This window comes from Cellulomonas xylanilytica (assembly GCF_007989805.1).
In the GTDB taxonomy this organism is placed as follows: Bacteria; Actinomycetota; Actinomycetes; order Actinomycetales; family Cellulomonadaceae; genus Cellulomonas; species Cellulomonas xylanilytica.
The window spans coordinates 335,372-351,880 of sequence record NZ_BJUB01000001.1 but is presented as its reverse complement, the minus strand read 5'-3'; the positions used below and the strand labels follow the sequence as shown (position 1 = coordinate 351,880).

The 16,509-nt window shown below is 73.4% G+C and carries 12 protein-coding genes; 10 read left to right on the top strand and 2 right to left on the bottom strand.

What is annotated here, in order from left to right:
* Positions 1-55 precede the first annotated feature (55 nt).
* The gene (locus CXY01_RS01555; protein WP_246124925.1) at positions 56-1,144 is read left to right on the top strand and encodes a carboxylate-amine ligase; all 1,089 of its coding nucleotides are present in this window, start codon (positions 56-58) and stop codon (positions 1,142-1,144) included.
* Here CXY01_RS01555 and CXY01_RS01550 read toward each other — a convergent pair.
* On the bottom strand, positions 1,141-2,370 hold the full coding sequence (locus tag CXY01_RS01550; RefSeq protein WP_146925295.1) for an NAD(P)/FAD-dependent oxidoreductase: 1,230 nt from the start codon (positions 2,368-2,370) through the stop codon (positions 1,141-1,143). The two genes, CXY01_RS01555 and CXY01_RS01550, sit on opposite strands and share 4 nt — an antisense overlap.
* A 159-nt stretch (positions 2,371-2,529) precedes the next feature.
* On the opposite strand from CXY01_RS01550, the gene glgX reads away from it, so the two are divergent.
* The 3 genes from glgX to treZ are packed head-to-tail and all read left to right on the top strand — an operon-like array spanning position 2,530 to position 9,063.
* Complete coding sequence (gene glgX / locus CXY01_RS01545) at positions 2,530-4,785, top strand: glycogen debranching protein GlgX (RefSeq protein WP_146925294.1); 2,256 nt, start codon at positions 2,530-2,532, stop codon at positions 4,783-4,785.
* Positions 4,782-7,292 (top strand): malto-oligosyltrehalose synthase, encoded by a 2,511-nt coding sequence (gene treY / locus CXY01_RS01540; protein ID WP_146925293.1) that lies wholly within the window; start codon positions 4,782-4,784, stop codon positions 7,290-7,292. The genes glgX and treY overlap by 4 nt, the downstream gene beginning before the upstream one ends.
* Position 7,293: 1 nt before the next feature.
* Positions 7,294-9,063 carry a malto-oligosyltrehalose trehalohydrolase gene (treZ, locus tag CXY01_RS01535; RefSeq protein WP_146925292.1) on the top strand — a complete coding sequence of 590 codons (1,770 nt, stop codon included), beginning with the start codon at positions 7,294-7,296 and terminating at the stop codon, positions 9,061-9,063.
* Between the two features lie 4 nt (positions 9,064-9,067).
* On the opposite strand, the gene zapE is transcribed toward treZ, so the two are convergent.
* Positions 9,068-10,102, bottom strand: coding sequence for a cell division protein ZapE (zapE, locus tag CXY01_RS01530; RefSeq protein ID WP_246124923.1), 1,035 nt, complete (start codon positions 10,100-10,102; stop codon positions 9,068-9,070).
* A 351-nt stretch (positions 10,103-10,453) separates the two neighbouring features.
* Between zapE and CXY01_RS01525 the strand changes: the two genes are divergently transcribed.
* Genes CXY01_RS01525 through cobA form a run of 6 tightly spaced genes read left to right on the top strand, consistent with a single transcriptional unit; the run spans position 10,454 to position 16,505 of the window.
* The gene (locus CXY01_RS01525) at positions 10,454-12,112 is read left to right on the top strand and encodes a nitrite/sulfite reductase (RefSeq protein WP_146925290.1); all 1,659 of its coding nucleotides are present in this window, start codon (positions 10,454-10,456) and stop codon (positions 12,110-12,112) included.
* A complete protein-coding gene (locus CXY01_RS20755) occupies positions 12,109-12,267 on the top strand; it encodes a hypothetical protein (protein ID WP_186813253.1) in 159 nt (52 codons plus the stop codon). The genes CXY01_RS01525 and CXY01_RS20755 overlap by 4 nt, the downstream gene beginning before the upstream one ends.
* On the top strand, positions 12,264-12,965 hold the full coding sequence (locus tag CXY01_RS01520; protein ID WP_146925289.1) for a phosphoadenylyl-sulfate reductase: 702 nt from the start codon (positions 12,264-12,266) through the stop codon (positions 12,963-12,965). The genes CXY01_RS20755 and CXY01_RS01520 overlap by 4 nt, the downstream gene beginning before the upstream one ends.
* Positions 12,962-13,876, top strand: a complete 915-nt coding sequence (cysD, locus tag CXY01_RS01515; RefSeq protein ID WP_246124921.1) for a sulfate adenylyltransferase subunit CysD — start codon at positions 12,962-12,964, stop codon at positions 13,874-13,876. The genes CXY01_RS01520 and cysD overlap by 4 nt, the downstream gene beginning before the upstream one ends.
* Positions 13,876-15,312: a sulfate adenylyltransferase subunit 1 gene (locus tag CXY01_RS01510; RefSeq protein ID WP_146925287.1), complete on the top strand. Its 1,437-nt coding sequence runs from the start codon at positions 13,876-13,878 to the stop codon at positions 15,310-15,312. The genes cysD and CXY01_RS01510 overlap by 1 nt, the downstream gene beginning before the upstream one ends.
* Positions 15,309-16,505, top strand: coding sequence for a uroporphyrinogen-III C-methyltransferase (cobA, locus tag CXY01_RS01505; RefSeq protein ID WP_146925286.1), 1,197 nt, complete (start codon positions 15,309-15,311; stop codon positions 16,503-16,505). Before CXY01_RS01510 ends, cobA begins: the two co-directional genes overlap by 4 nt.
* The last annotated feature ends 4 nt before the right edge of the window (positions 16,506-16,509 follow it).

Below are 16,509 nucleotides of genomic sequence, written 5' to 3'. Positions count from 1 at the left end.
CGTGACGGTCGCCCGCCGCCGAGCGCGCTGCCGTCCGCGCCTCCACACTGTTCCGATGCGAACCCTGGGTGTCGAGGAGGAGTTCCTGCTGGTCACGCCGGAAGGGCGGCCGGAGCCTGTCGCGGCGACCGTGCTCCGGCACGCGTCGGCGGTGCTCCACCCCCCGACCGACGAGCCGGGGGGCGACCTGGAGAAAGAGTTCAAGCAGGAGCAGATCGAGACGTCCACGCCCCCGCGCACCGACCTCGCGGAGCTGGCGGCCGAGATCCGCGCCGGCCGGGCCCGGACCGACACGGTCGCGCGCAAGGCGGGTGCGCGGATCGCGGCGCTCGCCGCCGCACCGCAGGTCGTCGAGTCGACCGTCCTGCCGGACCGCCGTGCCTACGCCATCCGGGCGGAGTTCGGGGCGACGGCCCGCGACCAGCTCACCTGCGGGTGCCACGTCCACGTCTCCATCGCCGACGAGGAGGAGGGCGTACGCATCCTGGACCACCTCCGGCCGTGGAACGCGGTCCTGCTGGCCCTGTCCGGCAACAGCCCGTCCTGGCAGGGCACCTCGACCGGCTACGCGTCGTACCGGTCCCAGGTCTGGGGGCGCTGGCCGACGGCCGGACCGACCGCGCCGTTCGGCGACGCGGCCGGGTACCGGGCGGTCATCGACGGGCTGCTGAGCACCGGGGCGATCCTCGACGAGGGGATGGTGTACTTCGACGCCCGCCTCTCGTCGCGCTACCCGACGGTCGAGGTGCGCGTGGCGGACGTGTGCCTCGACCCCGACGACGCGGCCCTGCAGGCGGCACTCGTGCGCGGGCTCGCCGAGGCGGCCATGGGCGAGCCGATGGCCCAGCCGCGCACCGAGCTGCTGCGGGCGGCGACGTGGCGCGCCGCCCGGTCCGGGATCTCCGGCGACCTGGTCAGCCCGCTGACGGGCAAGCCCTTGCCCGCGGCCGAGGTCGTCGCGCAGCTGGTCGACCACGTGCGGCCCGCGCTGGCCGAGGCCGGTGACCTCGAGTGGGTCGAGCGCCAGGTCGCCACCGTGCTGCGGCGCGGCAACGGCGCGATCCAGCAGCTGGGCTGGCGGGCCGAGGGCGCCGACGACGACGAGGTGGTCCGCCGCGCGGTGGACCGGACGGTGGCGCCCTAGAGCAGGTCACCCAGGGGCACGTCCGGGTCGGCCAGCCGGTCGTGGTCGACCGCCGCGCCGGACCGGATCAGCGCCTGGACGTCGTCGACCACGTCCCAGACGTTGACGTTCATCGCGGCCAGCACCCGGCCCTCGCGACGCCAGAACGCGACGAGCTCGCGCGCCTGCAGGTCGCCGCGCACGACCACCTCGTCGTACCCGTGCGTCCCGACGTGCCCGACGTACTCCATGCCGAGGTCGAACTGGTCGGTGAAGAAGTACGGCAGCCGGTCGTACGGCTCGTCCGCGCCCACGACGGTCGCCGCGGCCGTCGTGGGCTGGTTCAGCGCGTTGGCCCAGTGCTCGACGCGCAGGTGGGTGCCCAGCAGCGGGTGCGCCGCCCGGGCGATGTCGCCGACGGCCAGCACGTGCGGGTTCGACGACCGCAGGTGCGCGTCGACGACGACGCCGTTCTCCACGTGCAGCCCGGCCGCCTTCGCCAGGTCCACCCGGGGCGCGGCCCCGATGCCCACGACGACCAGGTCGGCGTCGACCAGCGTGCCGTCGGCCAGCTCGACCGCCCCGACGTGCGTCCCGTCGCCCGCGGCGACGATCTCCGAGATCTCCGTCCGCGTCCGCAGGTCGACCCCGTTCTCCCGGTGCAGGTCGGCGAACATGGCCGCGAGCTCCGGGCCGAGCACGGCGAGCAGCGGCAGCGGGTCGCGGACCAGCACGCTGACCTCGCACCCGGCCGCGCGAGCCGCCGCGGCGACCTCCAGCCCGATCCAGCCGCCTCCCACCACGACCACGCGCCGGCCCGTCGTCAGCGCGGCGCGCAGGCGGTCGCTGTCGTCCAGGGTGCGCAGGTGCACGACGCCGTCGAGACCCGCGCCGGGCACGTCGAGCCGGCGCGGCTCCGAGCCGGTCGCGAGCACGAGGTGGTCCCAGCGCGTGCGGGTCCCGGAGGCGTCGACGACGTCGCGCGCAGCGAGGTCGATCGACCGCACCGTCGTCCCGAGCCGCAGGTCCACGTCGTGCTCGGCGTACCAGGACGCCGGGTGCACGAACGCCGCGTCGCGCTCGTCGCTGCCCTGCAGGTAGCCCTTGGACAGCGGAGGACGTTCGTAGGGGCGTTCCGTCTCGGTCCCGAGCAGCACGACCCGACCGTCGTACCCCCGCTCCCGCAGCCCCTCGACCGTCTTCGCTCCCGCCAGCCCGGCACCCACGACCACGACCTGACCGCTCACGTCACTCCCCTGCCGTCGTCCGCCGACCCGCCGAGAGGCCAGCGCAGCAGGTCGCGGGCCCGGGCGCAATGGCCGTGCGGGGGCGGAGTGTGGCGAAGTACACGTCCGGACTCCTCCCTCCCCCGCGCCGGATGGACGCTCGCCTGGCACCCTGGGCGCATGCTGATGTGGCCGGGACGCCCCTACCCCCTGGGCGCCACCTACGACGGGACCGGGACGAACTTCGCCCTGTTCTCCGAGGTGGCCGAACGAGTCGAGCTCTGCCTGATCGCCGACGACGGCACCGAGACGAGGGTCGACCTCCCCGAGGTGGACGCCTTCGTCTGGCACGGCTACCTGCCGGCGATCTCCCCGGGACAGCGCTACGGCTACCGCGTGCACGGTCCGTACGACCCGGCGCAGGGGCTGCGCTGCAACCCGAACAAGCTGCTCCTCGACCCGTACGCGAAGGCCATCGACGGGCAGATCGACGGCGACCCGTCGCTGTACTCGTACAAGTTCGACGCCCCCGACGAGCGCAACGACGACGACTCGGCGGCGCACACCATGACGGCCGTCGTCATCAACCCGTACTTCGACTGGGGCCACGACCGCCCGCCGCAGCACGAATACCACGAGTCGGTCATCTACGAGGCGCACGTGCGCGGCCTGACGATGCAGCACCCCGCCGTCCCCGACGAGCTGCGCGGGACGTACTCCGGCCTGGCGCACCCGGCGGTCATCGAGCACCTGACGTCGCTGGGCGTGACGGCGGTCGAGCTCATGCCCGTGCACCAGTTCGTCAACGACCCGTCGCTCGTCGAGAAGGGCCTGTCCAACTACTGGGGCTACAACACGATCGGGTTCTTCGCGCCGCACAACGGCTTCTCGGCGTTCGCGTCGTCGGGTCAGCAGGTGCAGGAGTTCAAGGCCATGGTCAAGGCGCTGCACCAGGCGGACATCGAGGTCATCCTCGACGTGGTCTACAACCACACCGCCGAGGGCAACCACCTGGGCCCGACGCTGAGCTTCCGCGGCATCGACAACGCCAACTACTACCGGCTCGTCGACGAGGACCAGGCGCACTACTTCGACACGACGGGCACGGGCAACTCGCTGCTCATGCGCTCGCCGCACGTGCTGCAGCTGATCATGGACTCGCTGCGGTACTGGGTCACCGAGATGCACGTGGACGGCTTCCGGTTCGACCTGGCGGCGACGCTGGCCCGCCAGTTCCACGAGGTCGACCGGCTGTCCGCGTTCTTCGACCTGGTGCACCAGGACCCGGTCGTCTCGCAGGTCAAGCTCATCGCCGAGCCGTGGGACGTCGGCGACGGCGGCTACCAGGTCGGCGGGTTCCCGCCCCTGTGGTCGGAGTGGAACGGCAAGTACCGCGACACGGTCCGCGACTTCTGGCGCGGCGAGCCGTCGACCCTCGGGGAGTTCGCGAGCCGCCTGTCGGGTTCCTCCGACCTCTACGAGCACACCGGCCGGCGGCCGATCGCGAGCGTGAACTTCTTCACCGCGCACGACGGCTTCACGCTCAACGACCTCGTGTCGTACAACGAGAAGCACAACGAGGCCAACGGCGAGGACAACAACGACGGCGAGAGCCACAACCGGTCGTGGAACTGCGGCGCGGAGGGCCCGACGGACGACCCGGGCATCAACGCGCTCCGTGCGCGGCAGCGGCGCAACTTCCTGGCCACCCTGCTGCTGTCCCAGGGCGTTCCGATGATCGCCCACGGCGACGAGCTGGGACGCACGCAGCAGGGCAACAACAACGTCTACTGCCAGGACGGCCCGATCTCCTGGATCGACTGGGACCTCGACCAGGACAAGACCGACCTGCTCGAGTTCACGCGTCGCATCGTCCGGCTGCGGCAGGACCACCCGGTGTTCCGTCGCCGTCGGTTCTTCGCCGGCTCCCCCGAGCACGGCGGCGAGTCCGACCTGCTCGACATCGCGTGGCTCTCGCCCGACGGCCACCACATGCGCGACGACGCCTGGGGCGCCGACCAGGCGCGTGCGGTGCAGGTGTTCCTGAACGGCGACGCCATCGCGGAGCCGGACCTGCGCGGCCAGGAGATCGTCGACGACAGCTTCCTGGTGCTGTTCAACGGGCAGCCCGACCCCGCCACGTTCACGCTCCCGGCCGCCGAGTACGGCACCGTCTGGACCGCGGTCGTGGATACGGACTCGCAGATCGAGTCGGGGACCGCCGTCGACGCCGGGACGCAGCTGGAGCTTCGCGAGAAGTCGATCATCGTCTTCACGCGGCCGCCGCTGAGCCCGTCGGCCACGTCGTCCGGGATCGGAGCGGTCGCCGAGGCGTCCCGCGAGGCGGCCAAGCAGGCCAAGCGGCTCGCGGAGTCGCCGGGGGCAGCCGACCTGAAGCCGAAGCGACGCACGACCCGGCCCCGCCCGAGCGCATGAGCGAGCTCCGTCCCACGCCCACCCGCCGGCTGCCCACCCCGGGCAAGCCGGTGCCGGGCTCGACCTACCGGCTGCAGCTGGGTGCGGACCTGACGCTCGACGACGCGGCGGAGCGCGTGCCGTACCTGGCGTCGCTGGGCGTCACGCACCTGTACCTGTCGCCGATCCTGCGTGCCGCACCCGGCTCGACGCACGGGTACGACGTCGTCGACCACGACGAGGTCTCCCCCGAGCTCGGCGGGCTGCCGGCGCTGCGGCGCCTGGCGACGACGGCGCACGACGCGGGCCTCGGTCTGGTGCTCGACATCGTGCCCAACCACATGGCCGTGCCGACGCCGGTGTGGCACAACCGGGCGCTGTGGTCGGTGCTCGCCGAGGGTCCCGACTCGCCGTACGCCGACTGGTTCGACGTCGACTGGTCCGCCGGCGACGGCGCGGTGCTCATGCCCGTGCTCGGCGACCGGATCGGCGCGGTGCTGGGCCGGGACGAGCTGGCGCTGGACGAGGTCGAGATCCCCGGCGAGGGCGTGCGCACGGTCCTGCGCTACTACGACCACGTGTTCCCCGTCCGGCCGGGGACAGAGGCGCTGCCCCTCGCGGAGCTCGTCGAGCGGCAGCACTACCGGCTCGCGTACTGGCGGGTGGCCGACGAGGAGCTCAACTACCGGCGGTTCTTCGACGTGGGGACGCTGCTCGCCATCCGCGTCGAGGACCCGGCCGTGTTCGACGCCACGCACGCGCTCGTGCTGTCGCTGCTGGCGGACGGCACGATCGACGGACTGCGCATCGACCACCCCGACGGCCTGGCCGACCCGGCGGGCTACCTGGCGCGGCTGCGCGAGGCGAGCGGCGGCGCGTGGGTGGTCGTCGAGAAGATCCTCGAGGGCGACGAGACGCTCCCGCCCGACTGGGAGACCGCGGGCAGCACGGGCTACGAGGCGCTGTGGCGCATCCAGGAGACGTTCGTCGACCCCGGCGGCGCCGCGGTCCTCGGCGCGGTCATGCACCGGCTCACGGGCGACACGTCCGACGCGTTCCCGGCGATGGCGGAGCGGGCCAAGAGGGAGATCGTCGACGGTCCGTTGTACGCGGAGGTGCACCGGCTGACCGCCCTGGCGGCCGACATCTGCCGTGAGGACCTGCGGCTGCGCGACCACACCTGGCGCGCGCTCGAGGACTGCCTGATCGAGCTGCTCGTCGCGTTCGACCGCTACCGCGCGTACGTCGTGCCCGGCGAGCCCGTGCACCCGGAGTCGCTCGAGGTCATGACCACCGCCGCGTCCCACGCGCGTACCCGGCTGTCCCCCGAGCGCAGCGAGACCATGGACGTCGTCGTGGACCTGCTGCTCGGCCGCGAGGTGGGCAGCGCCGGGCGCACCCGGGGCGCGCGCCGCGACGAGCTCGTCGTGCGGTTCCAGCAGACGTGCGGCGCGGTGATGGCCAAGGGCGTCGAGGACACGACGTTCTACCGCTGGACCCACCTGACGAGCCTCTGCGAGGTGGGCGGCTCCCCCGAGCAGTTCGCGCTCACCCCGACCGACCTGTCGGCGTGGGCGGCACAGATGCAGGTCTCGGCCCCCCTGGGCATGACGACCCTGTCGACGCACGACACCAAGCGCGGCGAGGACACCCGGGCGCGGCTCGGGGTGCTCAGCGAGCTCCCGCGCGAGTGGTCGGACCTCGTCGACGACCTGCGTGCGGCCTCCGCGCCGTACCGCAGCGCGCTCCTCGACGGTCGCACGGAGTACCTGCTCTGGCAGACGCTGGCGGGCACCTGGACCGACGAGGGGCCGATCGCCGAGGACCGGCTCGTCGAGTACCTGACGAAGGCGATCCGCGAGGCCAAGAGCAGGACCACGTGGACGGCCCCCGACGAGCCGTACGAGCGCGCGGTGCTCGACGCCGCCCGTCAGGCCCTGGTCGACCCGACGGTCGCCGCGCTGCTCGGCGGCTGGGAGACGCGGACACGGGCAGCCGTCCGTGCGGCGACGCTCGGCACCAAGCTGGTGCAGCTGACGCTGCCCGGCATCCCGGACGTGTACCAGGGCACCGAGGTGCCGAACCCGGTCCTCGTCGACCCGGACAACCGCCGGCCGGTCCCGCTGGAACCGTTGGTCGCCCGCCTGGCGCGCCTGGACGACGGTGCCGGCCCGCGCGACCTGGCCGACGAGAAGCTCCTGGTCACGTCGCGCACGCTGCGCCTGCGCCGGTCCCTTCCGGAGGCGTTCGTCGGTCCCGACACCGGGTTCTTGCCGCTGGCCCACTCCTCGGGGCACTCGCTGACCTACGCCCGCACGGTGGCCGGCGAGCCGCGCGTGGCGGTCGTCGCCACGCGGCTGGCGGCGGCCGTCGACCGGCTCGGCGGCTGGGCCGACCACACCGTCGCTCTGCCCGAGGGCGACTGGCACGACGTCCTCACCGACCGTCCGGTGACGGGAGGGGTCGTCGACGTCGGCCCGTTGCTCGACCGGCTCCCCGTCGCCCTGCTCGTCCGATCGGAGGGCTGACATGCTCCCTCGCGTCTGGGCGCCGACCGCCGCCCGCGTCGACCTGGTCCTCGGGGACGAGCACGTGCCCCTGACGGCCGACGGCGAGTGGTGGGTCGGCGACGCCGACCTCCCGCACGGGACCGACTACGCCTTCGCGGTCGACGGCGGCCCGCCGCGGCCGGACCCGCGCAGCGCGTGGCAGCCGCAGGACGTGCACGGACCCAGCCGCGTCTACGACCCGGGCACGTTCGCGTGGTCCGACGACGGCTGGTCGGGTGTCGACGTGCGCGGGCACGTGACGTACGAGCTGCACGTCGGCACGTTCAGCGACGAGGGCACGCTGACCTCCGCGATCGAGCACCTCGACGAGCTCGTCTCCCTCGGGATCGACCTCGTCGAGCTCATGCCGGTGGCGCCCTTCAGCGGCGTGCACGGCTGGGGCTACGACGGCGTCGGGACGTTCGCGGTGCACGAGCCGTACGGCGGTCCGGCCGCGCTGCAGGCCTTCGTCGACGCCGCCCACGCCCGCGGGCTGGGCGTGTGTCTCGACGTGGTGCACAACCACATGGGGCCGTCCGGCAACTACCTGGGCGAGTTCGGCCCGTACTTCACCGACGCGCACCAGACGCCGTGGGGCTCCGCGATCAACCTGGACGGGCCCGGGTCCGAGGAGGTCCGCCGCTGGGTGTGCGACAGCGCGCTGCGCTGGTTCCGCGACTTCCACGTCGACGCCCTGCGCCTGGACGCCGTGCACGCGCTGATCGACTTCTCGGAGGGGCACCTGCTGTCGCAGCTGTCCGACGAGGTGGCCGCCCTGTCCGCGGAGCTGGGACGCCCGCTGTCGCTCGTGGCCGAGTCCGACCTCAACGACGTCGTCTCGGTCACCCCGACGGCCGAGGGCGGCTGGGGCATGACCGCCCAGTGGGACGACGACGTGCACCACGCCGTCCACGCGCTCGTCACGGGGGAACGCCACGGCTACTACGTGGACTTCGGCTCACCGCAGGTGCTGCGCAAGGCGCTGACCGGCGCGTTCGTCCACGACGGCGAGCACTCGACGTTCCGCGGCAAGGACTGGGGGCGGCCGGTGCCCCCCGGGACCGACGGCCACCGGTTCGTCGCAGCCGGCTCCACCCACGACCAGGTGGGCAACCGCGCGCTGGGCGACCGCCCGTCGGCCCGGCTCGACGCCGGGGGCCTCGCCGCGACCGCTGCGCTGGTGCTCCTGTCCCCGTTCTCGCCGATGCTCTTCATGGGCGAGGAGTGGGGCACACGGACGCCCTGGATGTACTTCACCGACCACCCGGACCCCGACCTCGCCGCCGCGGTGCGCGACGGCCGGCGCCGCGAGTTCGGGGGCCACGCCTGGGACGTCCTGTACGGCGGCCACGTCGAGGTGCCGGACCCGCAGGACCCGGAGACGTTCCGCCGGAGCGTCCTCACCCGTCACGAGATGGACGACCCGGCGCACGCCCGGCTGCGGGACTGGTACCGGTCCCTGATCGCCGTCCGGCGCTCCGTGCCCGACCTCGCGGCGGGTGACCTGGCGGCCACCGACGTCGTGTGGGGCGGTGCGTCCGAGGACGACGCCCCGTGGGACGGCTGGCTGGTGCTGCACCGCGGGTCCGCCCGGGTCGTCGTCAACCTCTCCGGCGAACAGGCCTCCGTGCCGGTGCGCACCGACGGCCCGGTCGACGTGGTGGCCGCGTGGGACCCCGCGACGATCGAGCCGACCGCCGACGGCGCGGTCGTCGTGACGCCGCCGCGCTCCGTGGTCGTCCTGGCCTGACGGGTCAGCCGACGAGCGCGGCCCCGTCCGCGGCGAGCGAGCCCAGCCGGGACAGCGCCCGGTAGTACTTCTTGCGGTAGCCGCCGGCCAGCATGTCCGGCGGGAACAGGCCCTTCTCCCCCGCACCGCCCAGCAGCACCGGCACGTCCCGGTCGTAGAGGCGGTCGACGAGGACGACCAGCCGCAGCGCGACGTCCTGCGTCGGGACGGCGTGCACACCGGTCAGCGCGACGAGCCCGACGCCGTCGAGGAGGGCGCCGTAGCGGCTCGGGTGGACGGTCGCGAGGTGCGCGAGCAGGTCGCCGAAGTCGTCGAGGGTGGCGTCGGCCCGTCGGCCGGCGGCGGCGCGGACCTCGGCGTCGTCGAGCCCGTCGCCGTCGGTGACCACCGACCGGTGCCGGTAGTCGTCGCCGTCCACGCGCAGGACCTCGAACCGCGCGGCGAGCGCCTGGATCTCGCGCAGGAAGTCCTCGGCGGCGAAGCGACCCTCGCCCAGCGACCCGGGCAGCGTGTTCGACGTCGCGGCGAGCGCGACGCCGCGGTCGGCGAGCTCGCGCAGCAGGCGGGACATGAGGACGGTGTCACCGGGGTCGTCCAGCTCGAACTCGTCGATGCAGACCAGCCGGCGGGTGGCCAGGGCCTCGACGGTCGGCAGGAAGCCGAGGGCGCCGACCAGGTTGGTGTACTCGACGAAGGTGCCGTAGGCGGCGTCCTCGACACCGACCGCGCGGGCGAGCGAGGTCAGCAGGTGGGTCTTGCCGACGCCGAAGCCGCCGTCGAGGTACACCGCGACCGGGTCGGCCTTGCCGCGCCTCCAGAAGGAGCGCTGTCCCCCGCGCCGGATCTGCTCGGCGGCGGCCGACAGCCGGGTCACGACCGCGGCCTGCGACGGGTGCGCGGGGTCGGGCCGGTAGGTGGCGAAGGACTCGTCGGCGAAGTGCCGGGGCGGGACCAGCTCGGCGAGGAGCCGCTCGGGCGGCACGACGGGCCGGCGTCGCGTGAGGCTGGGGGCGCCGCCCGAGGGGTCCGGAGAGGTCACGATCGAGCAGCCTACGTCGCGATCACGGAGGCCTCGAACCCGGCTGTTCGCCGCCTCATGGACGCTTGTCCCACATGTCGGCCGGGACATCTCATGATCCGGACGCCCTCTCCCATGTCACGGCCCACCGTGACAACCTCGTCGAGTGATCGCCCCCGGGTTCCGCCTCTCGTGGCCGTGTACGTGCGTCTGCACGAGCACCGTCGCTGCGGACCTGTGCGTGTGCTGCTGTCCGCGGAGCAACTGACCCCGCCCCTCGTCCCCCCCGGGCGCGCGGTCTGCGTCCGATGAACCGCTCCCCCAGCGGTGGGTGCAGGCGCACGTCCATGTTCTCCCGGAGATATCGCCCCTATGGCGCAGACCAGGATCGCCCCGCCCGCAGCTCGCGCCGAAGGCCAGTGGGCCTTCGGCCAGCTGGAGCCGCTGAACGGCAACGAGCTGTTCAAGCAGCAGGACGACGCCCTCAACGTCCGGCAGCGGATCGAGGACGTCTACTCCCGTGAGGGCTTCGCCAGCATCGCGCCGGAGGACCTGCGCGGGCGGATGCGCTGGTGGGGGCTCTACACGCAGCGCAAGCCCGGCATCGACGGCGGCAAGACCGCGACCCTCGAGCCGCACGAGCTGGACGACGAGTTCTTCATGCTGCGGGTCCGGTGCGACGGCGGGGCGCTGAGCCTGCAGCAGCTGCGCACCGTCGCGGACATCTCCGTCGAGTTCGGCCGCGGCACCGCGGACGTCACCGACCGGCAGAACATCCAGCTGCACTGGATCCGCGTCGAGGACGTCCCGGAGATCTGGCGCCGGCTCGAGGCCGTCGGGCTGAGCACCCAGGAGGCGTGCGGCGACTGCCCGCGCGTCGTCCTCGGTTCCCCCGTCGCGGGCGTCGCGGCCGACGAGATCATCGACGGCACCCCCGCCGTGCGCGCGATCGTCGACAACTACATCGGCGACCCCCGCTTCTCGAACCTCCCCCGCAAGTTCAAGACCGCCATCAGCGGCTCCCCGCACCACGACGTCGCGCACGAGATCAACGACGTCGCGTTCGTCGGCGTGGTGCACCCCGAGCTCGGCCCGGGCTTCGACGTGTGGGTGGGTGGCGGCCTGTCCACCAACCCGAAGCTCGGCGTCCGCCTGGGCGCGTTCGTCACCCTCGAGCAGGTCCCGGACGTGTGGGTCGGCGTCGTGAGCATCTTCCGCGACTACGGCTACCGCCGGCTGCGCACCCGCGCGCGCCTGAAGTTCTTGGTCGCCGACTGGGGACCCGAGGTGTTCCGGCAGGTGCTGGAGGGCGAGTACCTCGGCTACGCGCTGGTGGACGGCCCCGAGCCTCCCCCGCCGCCCGGCGGCCGTCGCGACCACGTTGGGGTGCACCCGCAGAACGACGGGAGCTTCTACGTCGGCATGGCGCCCACGGTCGGCCGCATCTCGGGTGAGCTCCTCCAGCAGCTGGCCGACCTCGTGGAGGCCGCGGGTTCCGACAAGGTCCGGCTGACGGTCGAGCAGAAGATCGTCGTGCTCGACGTCGCTCCGGACAAGGTGGACCCGCTGGTCGAGGGCCTCGAGGCGCTGGGCCTGCCGGTCCGGGCCGCGAGCACGTTCCGCCGCGGCACCATGGCGTGCACCGGGATCGAGTTCTGCAAGCTCGCGATCGTCGAGACCAAGGCCCGGGCCACGCACCTGATCGGCGAGCTGGAGGACCGGCTGCCCACGTTCGACCAGCCGATCACCATCAACCTCAACGGCTGCCCCAACTCGTGCGCGCGCATCCAGACAGCCGACATCGGCCTCAAGGGAGCGCTGGCGGGCGGCGAGGACGGCTACCAGGTGCACCTCGGCGGCGGCCTCGGCCTGACCAGCGGGCTCGGCAAGACGCTGCGCGGCCTGCGCGTCCCGGCCGAGGAGCTCCCCGACTACATCGAGCGCGTGACGCGCAAGTTCGACGAGCAGCGCCTCGAGGGCGAGCTGTTCGCGCAGTGGACCCAGCGGGCGGACGAGGAGGACCTGCGATGAGCGGGACGTCGGGCGAGCGGGCAGTCCCCTACTACTGCCCGTTCTGCGCCAGCGAGGACCTCTGGCCCGCCGGGGAGAAGCACGGCGAGTGGGAGTGCCGCTCGTGCACGCGGGCGTTCGGCCTGCGGTTCATCGGTCTGGCGGCGCGCTCATGACCGGCGCCCTCACCACAGCCGACCTGCGCGAGCTCGCGGAGCAGGCGGGCCGCGACCTCGAGGGTGCTCACCCGGCCGAGATCCTGCGGTGGGCCGTCGGGACGTTCGGCTCCGACCTGGTGCTGGCGTCCTCCATGGGCGACGAGGTGCTGGTGCACATCGCCGCCGAGGCCGCGCCAGGCATCGACGTCATCTTCCTCGACACCGGCTACCACTTCGCCGAGACGCTGGGCACCCGCGACTACTACGCCGACTTCACGAACATCTCGCTGCGCACGATCCTGCCGCTGCGCACCGTCGCGGAGCAGGACGCCGAGCACGGCGCGAGGCTGCACGACCGCGACCCCAACCTGTGCTGCGCGCTGCGCAAGGTCGAGCCGCTCGAGCGCGGCCTCGCGCCGTACGCCGCGTGGGTCACGGGGATGCGCCGCGAGGACGCCCCGACGCGCACCGACATCACCGTCGTCGGCTGGGACGCCAAGCGCGACAAGGTCAAGCTCAACCCGCTGGCGGCGTGGACGCAGGACGACGTGGACGCCTACGTCGCCGAGCACCACGTGGTGCTGAACCCGCTGCGCCAGGCGGGCTACGCGTCCATCGGCTGCGCGCCCTGCACGCGGGCCGTCGCCCCCGGCGAGGACCCGCGCGCGGGTCGCTGGTCGGGTACCTCCAAGATCGAATGCGGGTTGCACACATGACCACTCTGCCCGCGGCGCCGCCGCTCACTCAGCTGGACGCCCTGGAGTCCGAGGGCATCCACGTCATGCGCGAGGTGGCCGGCGAGTTCGAGCGCCCGGTGCTGCTGTTCAGCGGCGGCAAGGACTCGATCGTCATGCTGCACCTCGCGCGCAAGGCGTTCTGGCCTGCCCCCGTGCCGTTCGCGCTCATGCACGTCGACACCGGGCACAACTTCCCCGAGGTCATCGAGTACCGCGACCGCGTCGTGGCCGAGCACGGGCTGCGGCTCGTGGTGGCCAGCGTGCAGGACGCCATCGACGACGGCCGCGTGACCGAGCGTCCGGACGGCTCCCGCAACCCCCTGCAGACCGTCCCGCTGCTCGACGGCATCACGGCGAACAGGTTCGACGCGGTGTTCGGCGGCGGCCGTCGCGACGAGGAGAAGGCCCGCGCCAAGGAGCGGGTGTTCTCGCTGCGCGACGAGTTCGGCCAGTGGGACCCGCGCCGGCAGCGGCCCGAGCTGTGGGACCTCTACAACGGCCGCCACAAGCCCGGCGAGCACGTGCGCGTCTTCCCGCTGTCCAACTGGACCGAGCTAGACGTGTGGCGCTACATCGAGCGGGAGGAGATCGAGCTCCCGGCGATCTACTACTCGCACCAGCGCGAGGTCTTCCTGCGCGACGGCATGTGGCTGGCGCCCGGCGGCTGGGGCGGCCCGAGGGCCGGCGAGGCGCTCGAGGTGCGCACGGTCCGCTACCGCACGGTCGGCGACATGAGCTGCACGGGTGCGGTCGAGTCGACGGCGGCCACGGTCCCCGAGGTCATCGCCGAGGTCGGCGCCAGCCGGCTCACCGAGCGGGGCGCCACCCGCGCCGACGACCGCGCGTCGGAGGCCGCCATGGAGGACCGCAAGCGCGAGGGCTACTTCTGATGAGCACGGTTCTGACGACAGCCGCAGGGACGATCGAGGAGACCATCACGGTGACCGAGCACGCGACGCGGGACCTCCTGCGCCTGGCCACCGCCGGGTCCGTCGACGACGGCAAGAGCACGCTGATCGGCCGGCTGCTCTACGACACCAAGTCGGTGCTGGCCGACCAGCTCAGCGCCGTCGAGGCGGCGACGCTGGCGCGCGGCGGCGGCGACGTGGACCTCGCGCTGCTCACCGACGGTCTGCGGGCCGAGCGCGAGCAGGGCATCACGATCGACGTGGCGTACCGCTACTTCTCGACCGCCACGCGCGCGTTCGTGCTCGCCGACACGCCGGGGCACGTGCAGTACACGCGCAACATGGTGACCGGGGCGTCCACGGCCGAGCTGGCCATCGTGCTCGTCGACGCCCGCAAGGGGGTCCTCGAGCAGACGCGCCGCCACGCCACGATCACCGCGCTGCTGCGCGTCCCGCACGTGGTGCTCGCCGTGAACAAGATGGACCTGGTCGACTTCGACGAGGTCACGTTCACCGCGATCGCCGACGAGTTCACCGCGTACGCGCTCAGCCTCGGCATCACGGACGTCACGGCCGTCCCGCTCTCGGCGCTCGCCGGGGACAACGTCGTCGACCGGTCCATGAGGACGCCCTGGTACGACGGCCCGACGCTGCTGGAGCACCTCGAGTCGGTGCCGGTGGGCCGCGACGCGCTCTCGGAGCCGTTCCGGTTCCCCGTGCAGGTCGTGATCCGTCCCCGTACCGCCGAGCACCCCGACTACCGCGGCTACGCGGGACGCGTGGCGTCGGGCGTGGTGTCCGTCGGCGACGAGGTCACCGTCCTGCCGTCGGGCAAGCGGAGCACCGTCGTCGGCATCGACACGTTCGACGGCCCCCTGACCGAGGCGCACGCGCCGCAGTCGGTCACCCTGCGGCTCGCCGACGACGTCGACGTGGCCCGTGGCGACGTCCTGGTCCCGGCGGCGGCGACCGTCGAGGTGGGCTCCGACCTGGAGGGCACCGTCTGCTGGCTTGCCGAGAAGCGGAGCGTGCTCGGCGCGCGGCTCCTGGTCCGGGTCGGCACCCGTACGGTCCGGGCGCTGCTGCGCGAGGTCAACGCCCGGCTCGACGTCGACACGCTCACGGTCGAGGCCTGGGACGGGGTCGACACCCTGCACGCGGTCGACGCCACCGACACCTCCTCGGACATCCCGCCGCGTGCCCTGACGCTCAACGCGATCGGCCGGGTCAAGATCCGGCTGGCCGAGCCGATCGTCCTCGACGAGTACGCGACGCACCGGCGCACCGGCGGCTTCCTGCTGGTCGATCCCACCGACGGCACCACGCTGGCCGCCGGGATGATCGGCGCCACCCTGCTCGACCGGCTCGCGCCGACATCGACCGACGACGACGACTGGTTCGCCGGGGCCGGCATATGACCACGCCGCAGCACGCGCTCTTCCTCGACGTCTCCGGCCGCCGGGTCGTCGTCGTGGGCGGCGGCCCGGTCGCGGCCCGCCGCGCCACCCGGCTGGTCGAGGACGGCGCCGACGTCCTCGTCGTGGCGCCCGCGCTGTGCGAGGACCTGGCCGACCACGCCGCGGCCGGCCGCGTGACCTGGCGGGCGCGCGACTACCTGACCACCGACCTCGACGGCGCCTGGCTCGTCCACACCGCGACCGGTGAGCGGTCCGTCGACGACGCGGTCGCGGCCGACGCGGAGGCGTTGCGGCTGTGGTGCGTGCGGGCCGACGACGCGAGCGCGTCGAGCGCCTGGACGCCGGCCGTCACGAGGTCCGGCGACGTCACGGTGGCGGTCGGCACCGGCGGTGACCCGCGTCGCGCCGTCGCGCTGCGCAACGCCGTCGCCCTGCTGCTGGACACCGGCGCCCTCCCCCTGCGCCACCACCGACCGGGCACCGGTCGCGTGACCCTCGTCGGTGGTGGACCCGGCGACCCCGGTCTCATCACAACCCGGGGCCGCCGGGCGCTGGCCGAGGCCGACGTGGTCGTGGTCGACCGGCTGGCGCCGCGCGCGCTGCTGGCGGAGCTGGACCCGGCGGTCGAGGTCATCGAGGCCGGCAAGTCCCCGCACGCCCACACCCTGACGCAGACCGAGATCAACGCGGTGCTGGTCGAGCGCGCCCAGGCCGGTCACCGCGTGGTGCGGCTCAAGGGCGGCGACCCGTTCGTGCTGGGCCGCGGCGGTGAGGAGGTGCTCGCGTGCGTGTCCGCGGGTGTCCCCGTCGAGGTGGTCCCCGGGGTGACGAGCGCGCTGGCCGTGCCCGCGGCCGCCGGGATCCCCGTCACGCACCGCGGCCTCGCCCGCCAGCTCACGATCCTCTCCGCGCACGACGCGGCACCCGACTGGGAGCTGCTCGCGCGCCTCGACGGCACCCTGGTGCTGCTCATGGGCGTCGCGCAGCTGCCGTCGCACGCCCGGGCGCTCCTGACGCACGGGAAGGACCCGGGCACACCGGTCGCGATCGTCGAGAACGGCACCCTGCCCGGGCAGCGGACGACCGTCGGGACCCTCGCGACCATCGCGGACCTCGCCCGGGAGCGCGGCGTCGGCAACCCGGCCGTCGTGGTGATCGGCGACGTCGCCGCCCTGGCGGACGTCCTGGCCTAGGTTG

Excerpts from the sequence above, each read along its gene's own strand:
- CXY01_RS01520 (WP_146925289.1), top strand. The coding sequence starts at position 12,264 with ATGACCGGCGCCCTCACCACAGCCGACCTGCGCGAGCTCGCGGAGCAG.
- CXY01_RS01525 (WP_146925290.1), top strand. The coding sequence starts at position 10,454 with ATGGCGCAGACCAGGATCGCCCCGCCCGCAGCTCGCGCCGAAGGCCAG.
- treZ (WP_146925292.1), top strand. The coding sequence starts at position 7,294 with ATGCTCCCTCGCGTCTGGGCGCCGACCGCCGCCCGCGTCGACCTGGTC.
- CXY01_RS01510 (WP_146925287.1), top strand. The coding sequence starts at position 13,876 with ATGAGCACGGTTCTGACGACAGCCGCAGGGACGATCGAGGAGACCATC.
- glgX (WP_146925294.1), top strand. The coding sequence starts at position 2,530 with ATGCTGATGTGGCCGGGACGCCCCTACCCCCTGGGCGCCACCTACGAC.
- CXY01_RS01555 (WP_246124925.1), top strand. The coding sequence starts at position 56 with ATGCGAACCCTGGGTGTCGAGGAGGAGTTCCTGCTGGTCACGCCGGAA.
- CXY01_RS20755 (WP_186813253.1), top strand. The coding sequence starts at position 12,109 with ATGAGCGGGACGTCGGGCGAGCGGGCAGTCCCCTACTACTGCCCGTTC.
- cobA (WP_146925286.1), top strand. The coding sequence starts at position 15,309 with ATGACCACGCCGCAGCACGCGCTCTTCCTCGACGTCTCCGGCCGCCGG.
- cysD (WP_246124921.1), top strand. The coding sequence starts at position 12,962 with ATGACCACTCTGCCCGCGGCGCCGCCGCTCACTCAGCTGGACGCCCTG.
- treY (WP_146925293.1), top strand. The coding sequence starts at position 4,782 with ATGAGCGAGCTCCGTCCCACGCCCACCCGCCGGCTGCCCACCCCGGGC.